Source organism: Massilia polaris (genome assembly GCF_012927275.1).
GTDB lineage: Bacteria > Pseudomonadota > Gammaproteobacteria > Burkholderiales > Burkholderiaceae_D > Telluria_A > Telluria_A polaris.
This window is the reverse complement of record NZ_JABBGG010000002.1, coordinates 156,048-174,307: the sequence shown is the minus strand read 5'-3', so window position 1 is coordinate 174,307 and position 18,260 is coordinate 156,048. Positions and strand designations below refer to the sequence as shown.

General features: G+C 61.8%; 11 protein-coding genes, 1 tRNA gene and 1 pseudogene. 9 read left to right on the top strand and 4 right to left on the bottom strand.

The features are described from left to right. Nucleotides 1-47: 47 nt before the first annotated feature. Nucleotides 48-1,496, bottom strand: coding sequence for a S41 family peptidase (locus tag HHL21_RS04565; protein WP_169464072.1), 1,449 nt, complete (start codon nt 1,494-1,496; stop codon nt 48-50). A gap of 270 nt (nt 1,497-1,766) precedes the next feature. Here HHL21_RS04565 and HHL21_RS04560 point away from each other — a divergent pair, with 270 nt between their 5' ends. Both HHL21_RS04560 and HHL21_RS04555 read left to right on the top strand, forming a co-directional pair. Further along, nucleotides 1,767-3,980, top strand: coding sequence for a TonB-dependent receptor plug domain-containing protein (locus tag HHL21_RS04560; protein WP_169464071.1), 2,214 nt, complete (start codon nt 1,767-1,769; stop codon nt 3,978-3,980). Nucleotides 3,981-4,060: 80 nt separating this feature from the next. Beyond that, nucleotides 4,061-6,103: a M13 family metallopeptidase gene (locus HHL21_RS04555; protein WP_169464070.1), complete on the top strand. Its 2,043-nt coding sequence runs from the start codon at nt 4,061-4,063 to the stop codon at nt 6,101-6,103. 167 nt (nt 6,104-6,270) lie between these two features. On the opposite strand, the gene HHL21_RS04550 is transcribed toward HHL21_RS04555, so the two are convergent. Beyond that, nucleotides 6,271-7,155, bottom strand: coding sequence for a c-type cytochrome (locus HHL21_RS04550; RefSeq protein WP_169464069.1), 885 nt, complete (start codon nt 7,153-7,155; stop codon nt 6,271-6,273). Between the two features lie 171 nt (nt 7,156-7,326). Between HHL21_RS04550 and HHL21_RS04545 the strand changes: the two genes are divergently transcribed. Beyond that, nucleotides 7,327-7,402: transfer RNA gene (locus tag HHL21_RS04545), tRNA-Arg, on the top strand. Nucleotides 7,403-7,712: 310 nt separating this feature from the next. Here the strand turns inward: HHL21_RS04545 and HHL21_RS04540 are convergent. Both HHL21_RS04540 and HHL21_RS04535 read right to left on the bottom strand, forming a co-directional pair. Next, nucleotides 7,713-8,043, bottom strand: a pseudogene (locus HHL21_RS04540) (helix-turn-helix domain-containing protein); the annotation flags it as partial. Nucleotides 8,044-8,301: 258 nt separating this feature from the next. After that, on the bottom strand, nt 8,302-10,269 hold the full coding sequence (locus HHL21_RS04535; RefSeq protein ID WP_169464068.1) for a bifunctional diguanylate cyclase/phosphodiesterase: 1,968 nt from the start codon (nt 10,267-10,269) through the stop codon (nt 8,302-8,304). On the opposite strand from HHL21_RS04535, the gene HHL21_RS04530 reads away from it, so the two are divergent. The 6 genes from HHL21_RS04530 (at nt 10,268) to pepA (ending at nt 18,173) form a co-directional block, all read left to right on the top strand. Then, a complete protein-coding gene (locus tag HHL21_RS04530) occupies nt 10,268-10,696 on the top strand; it encodes a recombinase family protein (RefSeq protein WP_169464067.1) in 429 nt (142 codons plus the stop codon). The two genes, HHL21_RS04535 and HHL21_RS04530, sit on opposite strands and share 2 nt — an antisense overlap. Before the next feature lie 655 nt (nt 10,697-11,351). Further along, the gene (gene prsT / locus HHL21_RS04525; protein WP_169464066.1) at nt 11,352-14,123 is read left to right on the top strand and encodes an XrtA/PEP-CTERM system TPR-repeat protein PrsT; all 2,772 of its coding nucleotides are present in this window, start codon (nt 11,352-11,354) and stop codon (nt 14,121-14,123) included. 146 nt (nt 14,124-14,269) lie between these two features. Then, a complete protein-coding gene (locus tag HHL21_RS04520) occupies nt 14,270-15,034 on the top strand; it encodes an N-acyl amino acid synthase FeeM domain-containing protein (protein WP_229496041.1) in 765 nt (254 codons plus the stop codon). A 56-nt stretch (nt 15,035-15,090) separates the two neighbouring features. Further along, nucleotides 15,091-15,999, top strand: a complete 909-nt coding sequence (locus HHL21_RS04515) for a ThiF family adenylyltransferase (RefSeq protein WP_169464065.1) — start codon at nt 15,091-15,093, stop codon at nt 15,997-15,999. Nucleotides 16,000-16,011: 12 nt separating this feature from the next. Then, nucleotides 16,012-17,130: a nitroreductase family protein gene (locus HHL21_RS04510; protein WP_229496039.1), complete on the top strand. Its 1,119-nt coding sequence runs from the start codon at nt 16,012-16,014 to the stop codon at nt 17,128-17,130. A gap of 191 nt (nt 17,131-17,321) precedes the next feature. Then, complete coding sequence (gene pepA, locus HHL21_RS04505) at nt 17,322-18,173, top strand: flocculation-associated PEP-CTERM protein PepA (protein ID WP_169464064.1); 852 nt, start codon at nt 17,322-17,324, stop codon at nt 18,171-18,173. Nucleotides 18,174-18,260 lie beyond the last annotated feature (87 nt).

Below are 18,260 nucleotides of genomic sequence, written 5' to 3'. Positions count from 1 at the left end.
ATTTTACACGCCTGTCTTAGCCCGGACAAAAGAACAGTCCGGACCTGTCAGGGCCTGGAAGCCGCCGCCGCCGGCTTGGCCGCCTGGTGGGCCAGCGTGGTCTTCGCCTGCGTCGTGGACAGCTGGACCGGCAAGCCTTTCAGGTGGTTCAACGCCTGCTTCAGCTGGAAGTCGCCAGTGCTGCCATATTCGAGCGGCCCGCGCTTGCGCTCGATCGCGAGGATGCGCATCTGCTCTTCCATCTCGTCGTTGCGCGCGCTCGCGGCTTCCTCGTCGCGGTCGTTCGACAGGTGCTTTTCCAGGTCCGCCTCGCGCATGCGCAGGCCATTCAGCCCGTCCCCATCCGCGTGTTCATCCACCTGCAGGTCGGGCGCGATGCCTTTGGCCTGGATCGAACGTCCCTTCGGCGTGTAGTAGCGCGCGGTGGTCAGCTTGACTGCGGTGTCGTTGGTCAGCGGGCGCACGGTCTGTACCGAGCCCTTGCCGAAAGTCTGGCTGCCCATCACGATGGCGCGCTTGTAGTCCTGCAGCGCGCCGGCCACGATTTCCGACGCCGACGCCGAACCCGTATTCACCAGCACCACCATCGGTACATTCTTGATCGCCAGCGGCAGGCGCGCCAGCGCGTCGTTGTCGCTCAGCGCATAGTATTCGGCGCGGCCGTAGAAGCTTTGCTTCGAGTCGGGCAGCTGGCCGTTGGTCGAGACGATTTCGGCGTCCTTCGGCAGGAAGGCCGCGGACACGCCAATGGCGCCCTGCAGCAGGCCGCCCGGATCGTTGCGCAGGTCGAGCACCAGGCCTTTCAGGTTCGGGTCCTGCTTGTACAGGGCCGTGATCTTGGCGGCCATGTCGTCCACGGTCGGCTCCTGGAACTGCGAGATGCGCAGCCATGCGTAGCCCGGTTCGACGATCTTGCCCTTGACGCTCTTCTGCACGATCTCCTCGCGCATGATCGTGAATGCCAGCGGCTGCGGCGCGTCCTTGCGCAGGATGGTCAGGTTGACGTTGGTCTTCGGCTCGCCGCGCATCTTCTTGATCGCCTCGTCGATGGCGAGGCCCTGGATCGGCACCGAATTGATGCGGGTGATCAGGTCGCCCGCCTTGATGCCGGCGCGGTACGCGGGCGAATCCTCGATCGGCGACACGATGCGGATATAGCCTTCCTCGCTTTCGGCGATCTCGATGCCGAGGCCGACGAATTTGCCTTCGGTGCCTTCGCGCAGTTCGCGGAAGGCCTTCTTGTCGAGATAGGCGGAATGCGGGTCGAGCGAAGCGACCATGCCGGAGATGGCGTCGGTCAGCAGCTTCTTGTCCTGCACCGATTCGACGTAATCGCTTTTGATCAGGCCGTAAACGTCGGCCAGCTGGCGCAGCTCCTCGAGCGGCATGCCCGGATTGACGGGGCGCTGCGCGAGTGCGGAAAATTGCATCGACACTGCGACGCCGGCGATGACGCCCAGGCCGACAAGGCTGGTATTTTTAAGTGTTGAGCCCATGAGATCACCTGACCGATGCTAGAAATTCAATGTTTGCGCCTGAGTCCGCGCACGGTCCAGTATAAACCCGATTCCCTCAAGCGCGCACGGCCGTGCAAGCAACGGCGCCTTAGCGCATGCATACATTGTGTCGTTCTGTATCGAAAAGTAAAAAACGGCTGCCGCGCATTTGCGGGAAGGTAACAGAAGCTAGAATGCGATCATCCCACCATCCCTGCGTGGGGCGTGCATATTCCGCCTCCGCTTGCGGTACCTATTTTGAATGGCCCAATGAAAAAAATAATTCCCATTGCCTGTGCAGCGCTGCTGAACGGCGCCGCAGGCTACGCCGTGGCGCAAGTGACAAGCGCCGTCGCCGCCCAGCCGGCGCCTGACACCGCACCCGCGGCTCCCGCCGCTGCCGCCAACAAGCTGCAGCAGGTGACCGTCACCGGCAGCCGCGCCAACGACACCGAGGCGCGCCGCAATTCAACCGCAGGCAAGATGATCTTCGGACGCGAAGAACTGGACCGCAACGGCGACAGCAATGTCGGCGAAATTCTCAAGCGCCTGCCTGGCGTGACGATGGGCGGCGCGCCGGGACGCGGCGGCGGCGGCGTACGCATGCGCGGCCTTGGCAGCGGCTACACCCAGATGCTGGTCAACGGCGAGCGTCCGCCTCCGGGCTTTTCGCTGGAATCGCTGGCGCCCGACCAGGTCGAGCGCATCGAGGTCATGCGCGGCCCGGTGGCCGAATTCTCCACGCGCGCCATCGCCGGCACCATCAACATCGTGCTGCGCGAGGGCTACCAGCAGAAGGACATCCAGCTGCGCGTCACCGACAGTATCGAGAACGGCCTGCACAGCCCGGACGTGTCGCTGACGGTTCCCGGCAAACAGGGCGCGCTGACATGGCTGCTGAACGGCTCGGCCGGCGTGCGCCGCGAGCGCGACGAAAGCTACTCGTTCGACCAGGACATCCTTGAGAGCGGCGATATCCAGAAGGAACAGGAGATCTTCGGCAGCGGCGAGCGCCGCTCGACCCGCCTGCACCTCGGCCCGCGCGTCTCGTACAAGTTCGAGAACGGCGACACGCTGACCTACCAGCAGTTCCTGATGCACGCGAAGAGCGTCGGCACCACCGATAGCGTGCTGGCGCAGCGGATCGGACTGGTGGCGCCGGAGTACGCGCTGTCGCAGGGCGTGTCGGACGCCACCTCCACCTTCACGCGCGGCTTCGGCAACTGGGTCCACCGTTTCGAAGGCGGCGCCAAGGCCGACGTCAAGTTCGGCCTCGGCGGCGGGCGCAGCGAAAGCGAGTCCGAGCGCTACCACTACGGCGGCGATGGCGCGCTGACCGACCGCTTCTTCGACGGCGACGAATCGCGCAGCACCAGCTTCAGCTTCGGCGGCAAATACACCAAACCGGCAGGCACCGGTCACACGCTGGCCGCGGGCTGGGATGTCGAAACCGGCAGCCGCAGCACCACCCGCGTATCGCTCGACAACGGCCTGCCGCAGTTCGAGGATTCCGGCTCCGACCTGTCGGCCGACACCCGCCGCATCGCCGCCTTCGTGCAGGACGAGTGGGACATCAGCAAAACCTGGTCGGCATACTTCGGCCTGCGCTGGGAAGGCATCCGCACCGAAAGCACCCGCGCCGGCACCGACGTCGAGAACAACACCAGCGTTTTCAGCCCGGTGCTGCATACGGTGTGGCGCATCCCGGGTTCCGAAAAGGACCAGGTCCGCGCCAGCTACACGCATAGCTACAAGTCGCCCGACCTGAATGACCTGATCGCGGCGCCGACCTTCTCGCGCCTGAACAGCGCCACGCGCCCTGACCGCATCGGCAATCCTGACCTGAAGCCGGAACTGGCCAAGGGCATCGACCTCGCGTACGAGCACTACCTCGGCCGCAACGGCATCGTGTCGGCCAGCGCCTTCGTTCGCAACATCGACAAGCTGATGCGCCGCGAGATCAGCCTGCGCAACGGCCGCTGGGTATCCAGCCCGGCCAACATCGGCAGCGCGCGCACCAGCGGCATCGAACTGGAGGCCAAGTTCCAGCTGGCCGAGCTGATGACCGACGCGCCCGACGTCGACTTCCGCGCCAATTACAGCCGCTTCTGGTCCGACGTCGAAGGCATTCCGGGTCCGGACAACCGGCTCGACCAGCAGGCCGAGCAGACCGCCAACATCGGCTTCGACTACCGCCTCAAGGCGGTGCCGCTGACCGTCGGCGGCGGCTTTAACTGGACCCCTGCGATCGAAGTGCAGACCAGCCTGACCGAGCGTGTGAGCACCGGCCCGAAGCGCCAGCTCGACCTGTACGGCCTGTGGAAATTCACGCCGGACGTGCATCTGCGGGTCTCGGGCAGCAACCTGCTTGGCGAAGACTACGACACTGGCCGCGTCGTTTACACCGGCGGCCTGGCGCAGACCTCCTTCACGGCGGCTCGCAGCTACCCGAGCGTGAGTGTTAAGCTTGAGATGAAACTGTAGTAAAGCGGGCAGGTGGAGACCCTGCCCGAGACGCACCCGCGGCCACGAGCCTTTTTTCCAAGACCCATAAGGACAATCCTGTGAAACGACATTTGCTGACTACCCTGTCCCTGAGCCTGATCGCCGCCTTTGCCAGCGCGGCCGACGTCGCCAAGCCTGCCGGCCCGATCTCGGGCATCGACGTGCAGTACATCGACCCGACCGTGCGCGCGGCGGACGATTTCTTCGTGCACCTGAACGGCAAGTGGCTGAAGGCGACCGAGATCCCGGCCGACAAATCGAGCTGGGGCAGCTTCGCCAAGCTGCGCGACGACACCCAGCCGCAGCTGCTGGCGCTGATCGAGACCGCGCAGAAGGACAAGGGCGCCAAGGCAGGTTCGGAAACCCGCAAGATCGGCGACCTGTACGCCAGCTTCATGGATGAAGCGCGCCTGGAAAAGCTTGGCTACAAGCCGCTGACCGGTGAGCTGCAGCGCATCCGCGGCCTGCGCGACAAGAAGGCAGTGCCGGCGATGATCGCGCACCTGTCGCAGATCGGCGTGTCGGTTCCGTACGGGATCTACATCGCGCAGGACGCACGCGAATCGACCCGCTACGCGGCCTACGTCACCCAGAGCGGCCTTGGCATGCCGGACCGCGACTACTACCTGAAACTGGACGACGCCAAGCTGGGCGAAGCCCGCGCGAAGTACGAGAAGCACATCGAGACGACGCTGGCGATGGCCGGCGAGAAGAACGCCGCCGCCGCCGCGAAAGCCATCCTGGCCTTCGAAACGCAGCTGGCCGAAGTCCAGTGGACCAAGGTCGACAACCGCGACCCGGTCAAGCGCTACAACAAGGTCGACATCGCGAAGCTCGCCGAACTGACCCCTGGCTACGAATGGAAGTCGGCGCTGGCCGCGGCCGGCATCGCCAACAAGGTCGACTACGTCATCGTCAACCAGCCAAGCTACCTGAAAGGCTTTAACGAAGTAGTCGCCAAGACCGACCTCGCGACCCTGAAGTCCTACTTCGAGTGGCAACTGCTGCGCGGTTATTCCGAGTTCATGTCGAAATCGTTCGTCGATGCAAACTTCGCGTTTTACGGCACCGCGCTGAACGGCATCGCCGAAAACCAGCCGCGCTGGAAAACCGGCGTCGCGACCGTAGAAACCGCGATGGGCGAAGCGGTCGGCAAGCTGTATGTCGGCCAGCACTTCCCGGCCGAGCGCAAGGCGCGCATGGAAGTCCTGGTCAAAAACCTGCTCGAAGCCTACCGCCAGAGCATCGACACGCTCGACTGGATGGGCCCTGAGACCAAGAAGGAAGCGCAAGCCAAGCTTGCCAAGTTCACGCCGAAGATCGGCTACACCGAAAAATGGCGCGACTATTCGACCCTCAGCGTCGACCGCACCGACCTGGTTGGCAATGTCATGCGTGCCCGCACCTTCGGTTACAAGCGCAACGTCAACAAGCTGGGCAAGCCGATCGACCGCACCGAATGGGGCATGACGCCGCAGACCGTGAACGCGTACTACAGCTCGACGATGAACGAGATCGTGTTCCCGGCTTCGATCCTGCAGCCGCCGTTCTTCGACATGCGCGCGGATGACGCGGTCAACTACGGCGCGATCGGCGCGGTGATTGGCCATGAGATCAGCCACGGCTTCGACGACAAGGGCAGCCAGTCCGATGGCGACGGCAACCTGCGCGACTGGTGGACGGCCGAAGACCGCGCCAAGTTCCAGGCCAAGGCCGACGCGCTGGTCGCGCAGTACAACGCCTTCAGCCCACTGCCTGGCTATAACGTCAACGGCGCGCTGACTCTTGGTGAGAACATCGGCGACAACTCCGGCGTGGCGATTGCGTACAAGGCCTACAAGCTGTCCCTGGGCGGCAAGCCAGCGCCGGTAATCGACGGCCTGACCGGCGACCAGCGCTTCTACATGGGCTTCGGCCAGGTATGGCGCATGAAGATGCGTGAAGCGGCGCAGATCGTCCAGGTCAAGACCGACCCGCACTCGCCGGGCCAGTTCCGCGCCAACGGCACGATGCGCAACCAGCACGGCTTCTACGAAGCGTTCGACGTCAAGGAAGGCGACAAGATGTACCTGGCGCCGAAAGACCGCGTCACCATCTGGTAACCGCTGTCCGCTGAAAAGCAAAAGCCGCTTCTTCACTTCCCGAAGCGGCTTTTTTATTTTTGGCAGGGCGGAAGAGCGCGAAGCGCGTCATCCGCCGAATGATGCGACAAAACGAGGGACCAAAAAAAACCGCCTTGCTGGGCGGTTTCATCGAAGCCTGGAGCGTCTTACTTGGACGAGGCGACCATGTAGTCGACTGCTGCCTTGACTTCAGCGTCCGAAGCGGTCGAGCCGCCTTTTGGAGGCATCATGCCGGCTTTGCCCATGAAGCCCTTGATCGCGTGCTCGTACATCACTGCGTCGCCTTGCTTGATGCGTGCGGCCCAATTGGCCTTGTCACCCAGCTTAGGTGCGCCTGCGATGCCGGCGCCGTGGCAAGCTGCGCACGAAGCGGTGTAGATGTTCTTGCCTGCGTCGGCCGACAGCGTGGCAGGTGCTGCGGCCGCTGCGGCAGCGGCAGGAGCGGCAACCGGCGCCTCGGCGGCTGGTGCAGCTGCGGCAGGCGCTGCTTCAGCAGTTGCTGCCGCCGGCGCTGCAGCTGGTGCCGGAACTGCTGGCTCCTTGAACGAAGCGCCGCTCTTGTTGGCCATGTAGACGACAGCGCGTGCCACTTCCACGTCGTCCAGGTCAGGATTGCCGCCTTTGGCAGGCATCGCGCGGATACCTTCGACCGCGTGCTTGACCAAGGTGTCGTAACCCTGGGCGATGCGTGCGCCCCAGCCGCCGGCGTCGCCGAGCTTAGGAGCACCGGCGGCGCCGCTGGTGTGGCAGGCCGCGCAGTTAGCGGTGTAGACCGCGTCGCCAGCGAGCAATACTTTAGGCGCGTTGACATCTTTCAGGGTGAAGCCTTCGTCAGCGACGGGCGCCAGACGGGTCGCGACTGCGTCGGCGCTCTGGCTATCGGTCCCGGCGCCTTCCAGCGTGCCGGTGGTGACGAAGGACACCAGCAGGATGATGCCGATGACGGTGACCAGGAAGAAGGCAGCGACAGCAGCTGCAAGCTGGCCAGGAGTCCGGATAGGGGAGTAGTGTTCGTTGTGTGCGTCGCTCATGATGTCCTTAAACCAATTTTCAAAGCTGCAAGGCGAAAAAGCCCGCCAAACCCGCGATTATAGACGCAAAGCACGTGCTTTGGAACGGAAATCAGGGGCTGGCACGACAGTTTCCATGGACGGCAGGTTGGAAAAACTGTATCCTTCGCCTCACTTCAGAAATTCCCCTACGCGGCTGTAGCTCAGTGGATAGAGTATTGGCCTCCGAAGCCAAGGGTCGTGGGTTCGATCCCCGCCAGCCGCACCAGCAAGCAATGAAGTTCTATTGTTTTTCGGTTCTCTGAGTCTTTTCTCGTGCTACCCACGTGCTACCTTGTGGCGCACTTTCCCACCCTACCTATCGCCCCACCGTTTATCAACGGAGTCCGGCTGCAAATTTTGCTTTGTTGCTACAGAAATGCGAACATTCGCTATTTCAGCTGACGCGCTCGCTATGGATAACCCACCGGATTTGCTCTTCCATTACACAACGCAGTTGGGTCTTCTGGGTATCCTAGAGTCAAACTCGATGTGGGCGATGTGCGTTTGCTAGCTGAATTGACCCTGTCAGTTTGACCCGCCCGCCATACCCTGGCGAACGCTGCAACCCGGTCGTAAGACCCTTCAAAGCCCAACCCCTTTAGTTCTTCATGAAGCTGTTTCAAAGTGCGCCGCTGCTTGCGTGATTTGGCCGCCTCAGTCTTTAGTAGTCCTGAAAGCTGGAAAGCGTACTTGTCGATTGCGCTGGGCGAGCGCCTGTCTGCGTACGAGGGGCTCTGTCGTTTCCGAGCGCAGATAGCGTCGGACAGTGTTTCTTGAGATGCCAAGGCGTCTCGCGATTTCTCTTAGCGGGACCTGGTCACGAATGTGCCAGCGTCGAATAATGCCTAGTAATGCCACGTCGATCACTCCAATTCCCCACTCAATGTCATGAGTAGGATTGTGAATTAAACGTGGGTCAGTTTCGTGTGCAAATTATGCGGCAAAGTGGGTCAGTTTTCGGTGCAAATCAACAGCCTGCGCCTTGAGCACTGGTCAATGGCAGGGCGCCGAGCTGCTAACGACCGCGCCCAGGGCCGGGTGGGCGCTGTGTGTACAGGCGAATCCGTCCGGAGTGACCCTCTACACACGGTCCTTCAGCACCCGAGCATTGGCTGGATTTACCGATCAAGACTGTATCCACCCGGGCTCCCTGCTATGCCAGTCGGCGTTCCAGTCGCGGAAATGCGCTACCGGCATGGGCTGCGCTACGAAAAATCCCTGCGCGATATCGCAACCGTACTCTGCCAGTCGGGTCCAGACAGCCCGGTCCTCGACGCCTTCAGCGACAACATGCAGGCCGAGGTGATGTCCGAGATCGATCGTCGCGTGGACGATCGCATTCGAGCCGCTGTCCACGATCATGGCGCGCACGAACGATTGATCGATCTTGATGGCATGGATCGGGAATCGTTGCAGGTAGCTTAGGCTGGAATAGCCGGTCCCGAAGTCGTCCAGCCAGATTTGGAAGCCCATGTCGTTCAACCGCGCCATAGAGCGAATTGCGGTTTCGGGATCGTCCATCAGCGCGCTCTCGGTTAGCTCGAACTGGATCGCTTTGTCGGGAACGGCCCAGGTGGCGGCGAACTGGCGGATCCGCCCGATAAGAGCCGGGTCCTGTATGTCGTGCGCAGACAAGTTGACCGAAAGCGAAGACGCAAAGCCGGCCTGGCTCCAGGCGTGCACCTGGCAAAACGCCGTTTCGATCATCCATCCGGAGATCGACGTGATTAGTCCGGATTGTTCGGCGAGCGGAATGAACGTGGCCGGACCTACCAGTCCGTGCACCGGATCGCGCCATCGGATCAGCGCTTCGGCGCCGCACGGCTTGCATGTCCGGATATCGACCTTGGGCTGACAATAGAACTCGAATTCGCCGCGTTCGATCGCGCTGCGCAGCCTGCCCATCATCACCAGGCGGTTTGCGACTTCCTCGTCATGGCCGGCACGGTAGACCGCGACACCAATGGATGTGCGTTGCGCCATGTGCATGGCTGCGCTGGCTCGACGCGCCAGGCTCTCCGGTCCGGTCGCGTGTTCCGGGTAGAGCGATATCCCGGCAGCCACCTGGGGGGCAATCAGCGCAGACACGGCTTCCACCGGCGCCGCGAGTACCGCCAGTACTGCTCGAGCGTACTCCAGTGCACGCTCGAGGTCGGCATCATGGAGAATAATCGCGAACTCGCCCTCTCCCGGCGTCGCCACCGGCGTACCGTGCGGCAGGTACGAAGCTATGCGGGCCGCCAAGCCGCGCATAAGGCAATCACAGACTTCTTGGCCGAGCGCGTTGCCGATCTCGTCAAACTTTTCCACGCCGAGGTACAGCACTGCGAGTTGCCCTTGCGATTGACTTGCGGCCGCGATCTGCTCGCGCAACGCTAACAGCAGTCCTGCCCGGTTGGGCAATCCGGTTGCGGGATCGAATAGCGTCAGGCGCCTGATGGTCTCCTGCGCTTTGTCGTGCTCGCGCCGCATACGTAGCGTATGTATCCCGAATGCGAGGTCGGCAGCGAGCTCGCTCAACAGCCCGATTTCCTGTTCGTCGAACGCATCGGAATCGGCCGCAGCCATGAACAGCGCACCGATCACCTCACCGTCGCACGCGAGGGGAAATGCCGTCAACGACAGATAGTTGCCCTGTTCGGCACGCTTGCGAAGCGTATCGTAGGCCGGATCGCGGAATACCGGCCCGGTTAGCACATTGCGACGGGTAAATGCCTTTCCGGTGCGGATGGCGATGGCGGTTGCGTCTTGTCCGAGTGGCGTGTCGGCCCAGGTGTAGCCGCTGTAATTGAGTTCATCGACGTCGATCTCGACCGCCTTGCCATGTTCGCAGCCCATCCAAACCATCCAGTGCAGTGGTCTGTCTGGTCCGTTGCCGGCATAGGTGACGCCTGCGCGCGCATAGCCGCCTTCTTCCACGGCGACCATACACATGTCGTGCAGTAACTCGGCCTCCTCGATCGCTCGCAGCAGTGTCCGGTTTCCGGCACTGATCGTCCTGTGCGCGCGCAAGGCCCGGGCAAGCGAGTGCCCATGGCTGGGATTGCCCGCCACATGGGTGCTGCTCCCGTCTTCGATCGGTATGTCGGACATGCTGATTCCCGCATCGGAAATGCCTTCCAGTATAGCTCTCTGCGCGCCGGTCGTTTGGTCTGCAACTTCTCGATCGTGCGCGGAGGTCGCAATCGCGCGCCGTATTTATGTCATGTACATCGACATGCAGATGGCTGACGTTCGAATTGCGCAGCAGCTAAACTCTGAAGGATTGCGTACCGATACAGGCCGAGCGTGGATCCCCCACGTCGTAAAACAGGTGCTTTCCAACGAAAAGTACGTAGGGACGATGACATTCAATCGCAGCACGCAGCACATGCGCAGCACGAGACGTGCAAACAGCCCGGATAAATGGATTCGCCGCGAGAATGCGTTCGCGGGAGTTGTATCACGCGGTGGGTCAGATTTCAATCAGCGCCAACAACAAGCATCAACAGGCAATTTTTCCTATGTCTTTGAATTTTAATGATTTAGTTAAAAAATCAACAATGATAAACGGACATAAATCGACAATTTCGTGGCCTCCGAAGCCGAGGGTCGTGGGTTCGATCCCCGCCAGCCGCACCAGTTTTTCCTGCAAATTCAACTGCTTACCTAGTGCTGTATCCCTCTAAGCTTTGCCTCCGTCGCATGATATGCGGTCTACGGCGCTAGCTTTACTTCCCCCGTTGGTTCCTGCTGCACCTCAATAATTGCCATTCCGTAAAATTTGTTGCCATTTAATGGCATTTTTAATTGCATTTATAGCATTGTCGGTTGGTGTCTCGTTTTGTTTCATCGAGGCCAAACTCGCGGCGGCCGCCAACGGGCGCTCACGTGCAGGATACGGAGCGTGGCCGACCCACTCGCTAGAAACGGCTACAAGCAGTATTTGATGCGTTTGGTCAACGACTGATCCACGCAGCAACCAGGCCGACGATCGATTGCCCAAAGCGTTGGGATCGTGTATTTTCGAGGTAATTGCTTCGCTGCATAGGGATGTTGCTCTTGGCTAAGAGTTGTATTTTAGACACAAGCCAGTCTTATCGTTTGTTGCAATATTGATATATGCTACGTTCAGGTTTATGTCATGCGTTCGATCCTGATCGCAGGATCCTTCCACTTACGCCACAGGATTTGCTATGCGGAAAACACGAAACACGCTGGTCGCCGGGGCGACCGCCGCCGTCACCGTACTCATGCTGGCTTCGGTCGCGGGCTGCGGCAAGACCGAAAGCTCAGAATCCCTGGTCGCGGACGCCAGGCAGTTCATCCAGGCAGGCGACACCAAGTCCGCCGTTATCCAGCTTAAGAATGCAGTGTTGAAGAACCCGGCTAATGTCGAAGCGCGCCTGACCCTGGGCGCGCTGTATAACGACATGGGCGACGCGGTTTCGGCGGAAAAGGAAATCCGCAAAGCGGCCGAACTGGGCGCCACGCCCGAGAAGACCGTAGTCGGCCTGGCCATCGCCCTGATGGGGCAAGGCAAGTTCCAGAAGGTGCTCGACGAAACCGCCGCCTCCTCGGCCGGCAAGGCTGACGTGTTGGCGCTGCGCGGCGACGCCCACTTTTCGCTCGGCAATGCCGACGCGGCCAGGCTGGCGTACGAACAGGCGCTGCAGGTCAACCCAAAACAGGGCGCCGCGCTGCTCGGCATGGCGCGCCGCGCGCTGTCGCTGGGGGACGACGCCGGCGCCAGGCGCCTGGCCGACCAGGCCACGAGCGGGAACCCGAACGACCCTACAGTATGGATGTTCAAGGGAGCCTTGCTGCGTGCCGAAGGCAAGAACGACGAGGCGCTGGCCATGTTCGACCAAGCCCTGAAGGTCAAGCCTGACCATCGCAGTGCCAGCATCGAGAAAGCGTACATCAAAATTGCCGCGAAGCAATTTGATGCGGCGCAGGCCGACATGGCTGCGGCCAATAAAGCGGCGCCCAACAGCCTGATGGTGCTGTATGCCCAGGCTTTGCTTGACCATGCCCAAGGCAAGCACGCGGCCGCCAAGGAGTCGCTTCAGAAAGTGTTGCGCGTCGCGCCGGAACACATGCCGAGCGTCCTGCTGGCAGGTTCGGTCGAGAGTGCGCTCGGTTCGCTGCCGCAGGCCGAGCTGCACTTGAAGAAGTATGTCGCAAACGTTCCGCGCAACGCCAATGCACGCAAAATGTTGGTCGCCACGCTGATGAAACTGGGCAAAATTACCGAAGCCCAGGCGGCGCTGGAACCGCTGATGGCCGACGCCAACAAGGATCCGCAGGTCCTGGCACTGGCCGGCGAACTGGCGATGCAGAGCCGCGACTTCGCCAAGGCAGGCGAGTTCCTCGAGCGTGCCGCAAGAATGGCCCCGGAAGCGGCCGTCTTGCGTACTTCGCTGGCGGTGAGCAAGCTGGCTCAGGGCGACGATACCCGCGCAATCGCCGAGCTGGAAGAATCGGTGCGGCTCGATGGCAAATCCACCCGGGCCGGCAAGCTGCTGGTCTTGGCCGAAATGCGCGCGATGCGTTTCGACAAGGCGCTGGCTGCCGCCGACGCAATGGCAAAGCAGCAGCCGAACGACCCTGCGGTCCGGAATCTGATGGGAGGCGTCTACCTGGCCAAGGGAGATCTTGCGAACGCCCGCACCAGCTTCGAGAAGGCGATTGCGCTGGAGGCCGGCTATTTCCCGGCGGTCGCCAACCTGGCCCAGCTCGAGATGAAGGAGAACAAGCCTGAGCTGGCGAAGAAGCACCTGGTCAGCTTCCTGGAAAAGAACAAGAAGAGTGTCTACGCGATGTCCGGCCTGGCCGAACTGGCGCAAATCCAGGGTAAGCCCGCGGAAGTGACGCAGTGGCGCGAAAAGGCGCTGGCCGAGAATCCGGATGGCGTGGCGCCTGCGATGCTGCTCAGCGCACACTACCTGCGCACGGGCGCCAATCAAAAGGCGCTGTCCCTGGTACGCAAGTTCCAGGTCGCCCACCCGAAAAATCCTGAAGTGCTTGACATGCTCGGCCAGGCGCAACTGGCCAGCGGCGACCGCGAGGGGGCGCTCGAATCCTACAGCAAGCTGACCGGCCTGGTCCCGAAATCGGCACCGGCGCAGTTCCGCCTCGCATCGGTCCACATGGCGCTGGATAATCCAGCGGCGGCCGCCGCCAACCTGAAAAAGGCGCTGGCGATCGATCCGAACTACCACGAGGCCCAGCTGGCCCACGCCGAACTGAAGCTGCGCGGCGGCAAGCCGGACGAGGCGCTCGCGATGGCGCGCGCGATCCAGAAGCAGCGCCCGAAAGAGCCGGCCGGCTTCATGCTGGAAGGCGGCATTCTGCAGGCCCAGGGCAAGGATGCGCTGGCGGTGCGCTCGTACGAACAGGCGCTGGCGCTGGCGAACGTCACCGTGATCAAGGCCAAGCTGCATAGCGCGCTGATCCGTTCCGGCAAGGGCAAGGAGGCTGACGTGCGAATGGCGGAGTGGCAGAAGCAGTCGCCCGGCGATCTGCAGCTGAACATGTACGCGGCCGACACGCTGTTGGCAAAAAAGCAGTACAAGGATGCGATCGCCCAGATGGAGCAGCTCGTTGCAAAGGCCCCGAACAATCCCTTACTACTGAACAACTTGGCGTGGGCTTACCAGCAGGAAAACGATCCGCGTGCGCTCAAGACGGCAGAGAAAGCGCTGGCAAACGCGCCCGACAACCCGGCCGTCCTCGACACCGTGGGCACCATCCTGGTGCAGCGGGGCGACGTCAAACGGGGGCTGGGCTATCTGACAACTGCGGCGGCCAAGTCGCCAGCCGACGCCGACATTCGCCTGCACTTGGCGCAGGCGCTGGCCAAGTCCGGCGACAAGGCCGGTGCCCGCAAGGCGCTCGAGCAGGCCATGAAAACGCAAGGATTCGAAAAAATGGACGAGGCGCGCGCGCTACAGCAGTCGCTGTAAGGAGGCTGGCCAGGTCCGCCCCGGGGCGGCATGGTTGCATGAAATTAACAAATAATGCTGCAAAAATTTATTCGTTGCGTGCTGAAAAGTCGATGGTAGGATGAGTCAACGCGATCTGGCATGAGCACGGGAAACCTGGAGCGAAAATGATGGAAAAGATCCTCGATACCTTCATCACATTCGGTTTCGATTCCGAGGGAAGACCTGCGCACGATAGCGTGCTCGACAGGACAGGTGCTGGATCCTCTGATAACATCCGCGAGATGACAATTAACGAAAGAGCCTTCGGTATCCGGGTTGCAGACACGGAAGAAGGCCGAAATCATGCAAGCATGCTCATCAATAAGATGTATGCATGGCGAGGATATGTAGGAACCCACCGCATTGATGACAACCCCAATCGCATTACGCTGTCGGCCTCCGACAAGGGCGCCGTCATCGGGACAGTCACACTCGGCATCGACTCGCCGATCGGGATCCTTGCAGACGAGGTGTTCAAGGACCACATCGACGGGTTCCGCGAACGTGGCGCACGGGTCTGCGAGATCAGCAAGCTGGCGTTCGATCCGACCGTACGCTCGAAAATGGCGCTCGGGTCGCTGTTCCACATCCTGTATATCTATGCCCACCACCTGTACCAGTGCACGGATGCGTTTATCGAAATCAATCCGCGCCATCGCCGTTATTACGAGCACATGCTCGGGTTTAAGACGCTGACGGAAGTGCGCTCCAACCCGCGTGTCGACGCGCCGGCCTACCTGATGTGGCTGAACCTTGACTATATGGGCAAGGAAATTGAGCGCCTCGGCGGCACCAGCGAAAATCCCGGCACCGAGCGTTCGCTGTATCCGTACTTCTTCTCCAAACGCGAGGAAATGGGGATTGCGAACCGGCTGTTTAATATCGGCTAAGCAAGACTCCCGCAGTTTTTCCCTGAACAATCACGCCCGTCACGGGCATTTCGCCCATGATTAATCAATTTTCCTATTCTGAAGCTTTCTCGCGCAATATCGGCTGGGTGACGCGGGAGGAACAGGAAAAGCTGCGCGGCGCCCGGGTCGCCATCGCCGGCATGGGCGGGGTCGGCGGCATCTATGCGGTGACGCTGGCGCGGCTGGGGGTGGGCGCGTTCCACCTGGCCGACTTCGACACCTACGACATCGCCAACTTCAACCGCCAGGTCGGCGCCATGATGTCGACCCGCGGCAAGGCCAAGGTCGAGGTCATCGCCGACATGGTGCGCGACATCAATCCTGAAGCCGACATCACCATTTTCCCGCACGGCGTCGATGCGTCCAGCCTGCCTGCCTTCCTCGACGGCGTCGACCTGTATATCGACGGCCTCGACTTCTTCGTGTTCGACATCCGCCAGAAGACCTTCGCCGCCTGCGCCGCGCGCGCCATCCCGTCGACCACGGTGGCGCCGCTGGGCACGGGCGCGGCGGTGCTGAACTTCCTGCCCGGCCAGATGACGTTCGAGGAATACTTCCAGTGGGGCGACCTGCCGGAGAACGAAAAGGCGATCCGCTTCCTGGTCGGGTTGTCGCCGGCCGGCCTGCACCGCGCCTACCTGGTCGATCCGTCGGCGGTCAATTTTTCCGAGCGGCGCGGCCCGTCCACCATCATGTCGGTGCAGATCTGCGCCGGCATCGCCGCCACCCAGGCCCTGAAGATCCTGCTGAAACGCGGCAAGGTGCTGGCGGCGCCGCACGGCCTTCAGTTCGATCCGTACCGCAACAAGATGGCACACACCTGGCGTCCGGGCGGCAACAAGAACCCGATCCAGCGCCTCGCCATCGCCATCGGCCGCCGCCACCTGGACAGCCTGCTGCGCGAAAGCGCCGCTGCCAGCGCGCGCCAGGCCAACTCCAACTAGCCGGAACAGATCATGACCCTCGCACAGTCCCACGCAGACACCGGCCGCATGGTCGCCATCCTCGAAAAAGCCAAATGGGCGCCCAGCGGCGACAACGACCAGCCGTGGCGTTTCGAACTCATCGACCCAATGCGGGTGCGCGTGCATTGCTGCGACACCAGCGACCATTGCGTATACGACCTTGAAGGATGGCCGAGCCAGGTCGCGATCGGCGCGATGCTCGAGACCATGGCGATCGCCGCCACCGGACACGGCCTCGCGGCCGAGGTGCGGCTGCGCGAGGGCTGCAGCGACAAGGAGCCGGTGTTCGACGTGACCTTCACCGAGCAGCCGGGCTTGGCGCCGGATCCCTTGATCCCCGCGATCGAGGTGCGCAGCGTCCAGCGCCGCCCGATGAGCAGGCGCGCGCTGACGGCGGCCGAAAAGCAGGCGCTCGAACAGGCGGTCGGCGTCGGCTACCTGGTCCAGTGGCTGGAGGGCGGCGCCCGCATGGACGCCGCGCGGCTCATGTATGACAATGCGCGCCTGCGCCTGCTGATGCCGGAAGCCTATACGGTCCACAAACGCATCATCAAGTGGGGTAAAGTCACCTCGGAATGGGGCGTGCCCGACCAGGCGCTGGGCGTCGACAACATGACGCTCCACCTGATGAAGTGGGCGATGGTCAGCTGGGACCGCCTAAAGCGGATGAACACGCTGATGGGCACCTGGGCGCCGCGGCTGCAGATGGACCTGGTGCCCGGCCTGGCCTGCGCGGCCCATTTCGTGATCCGCGCGAAGGTGCAGCCTGCATCGGTGGCGGACTACGTTGCCGCCGGTCGCGCGATGCAGCGTTTCTGGCTGACCCTGACCAATCTCGGGCTGGTGATGCAGCCGGAAATGACACCGTTGATCTTCTCGTCTTATGTCCGCAACGGCCGCATGGACTTCACCGCAACCGGCAAGCTGAAGGAAATGGCGGTCGGCCTTGCCGGGCAACTCGACCGGGTGCTGGGCAAGCAGGACGGTTTCCCGGTCTTCATGGGGCGCCTCGGACAGGGCAAGAGCGCGGTCGCGCGCTCGACCCGTCCGGACCTGGCGCAGCTGATGCACGGGGCGGCCAAGCCAGGCGCGGGAAACCGGCCCCCCTAAGCGTGCTAGCGCACTGTCGGTTTACTTTACAAGGGCTTGGCCATTAACGACAACAAACTTGTTGCTAGTTACTTAAGTCATTGATCTTAAACAGATTGGACAGCGCTGGCACGGTTGCTGCTTATACAGGTTGGCAAGCACGAATTTTAAGATTCCAGCGACATAACCTAATAACGAAACGGAGCCACAAAATGATCAAATTAAACAAAATCGGCAAGTTGGTAGCCGCAGCAGTTCTGGCCCTGTCGAGCTCGGCAGCAATGGCGGATCACGTGCCAGGCTTCGCGTTCACCGCGCAAACCTTCACGATCAATCCTGGGGCAATCGGCGAAGCAGGTTGCGGCGGCGGCACCTGCACCGCAAAATTCATCGATTTCAGCTATGGCGCTGAAGTGGATCAAACCAATACCGGCGCAGGATCGGCATCGTTCGTCGAGACCGGTGGCGGCTTCTTCGGCACCTTCCGTACTGCCCTGAACGGCCCTGTGGTCGGCGGCACTGGCCTGAACAACAACTATGCGATGTACTTCGTGTTCTCCGCGGCCGGAACCACCGCGCCTGGCGGCGGCGGCACCATTGACGGCACGTTCAGCGCCTTCAACTACACGATTTATGTCGACCGCGATATGGACACCGACTTTAATACCGTTACCGTAGGCGGCGCGAATGAAAGCATCGCCCCGATCGGCGACACTACCGATGACATCGCTGTGCTGACCGGCACCCTGGTTGAGAACTTCGGCGGTTTCCACATCGCTGGCGGTCTGGCTAACGGCGACTTCGACGTGATCGCTACCGCGATCGCACTGAACGGCTTCTTCGGCGGCGACGCGTTTGCGAGTGGCTCGGCCCAGACCGACATCAATGGCGTCAACAGCCTGATCGCAGGCGTTCCAGGCGACGGCTTCAGCGATGCAACCGATATCACGATTCTCGGTTCGGGCAACGCTTCGTTCCAGCCAGTACCAGAGCCGGCAAGCCTGGCACTGTTCGGCCTGGCACTGGCAGGTGTTGCATTCTCCCGCCGCAGCAAGAAAGCATAAATAAAACCGCTGCGCAAGCAGCGTTGGTTGACTAGCTCAATCACTCAATGCCGTTCAGTCTGACTGAGCGGCATTTTTTATGGGCGA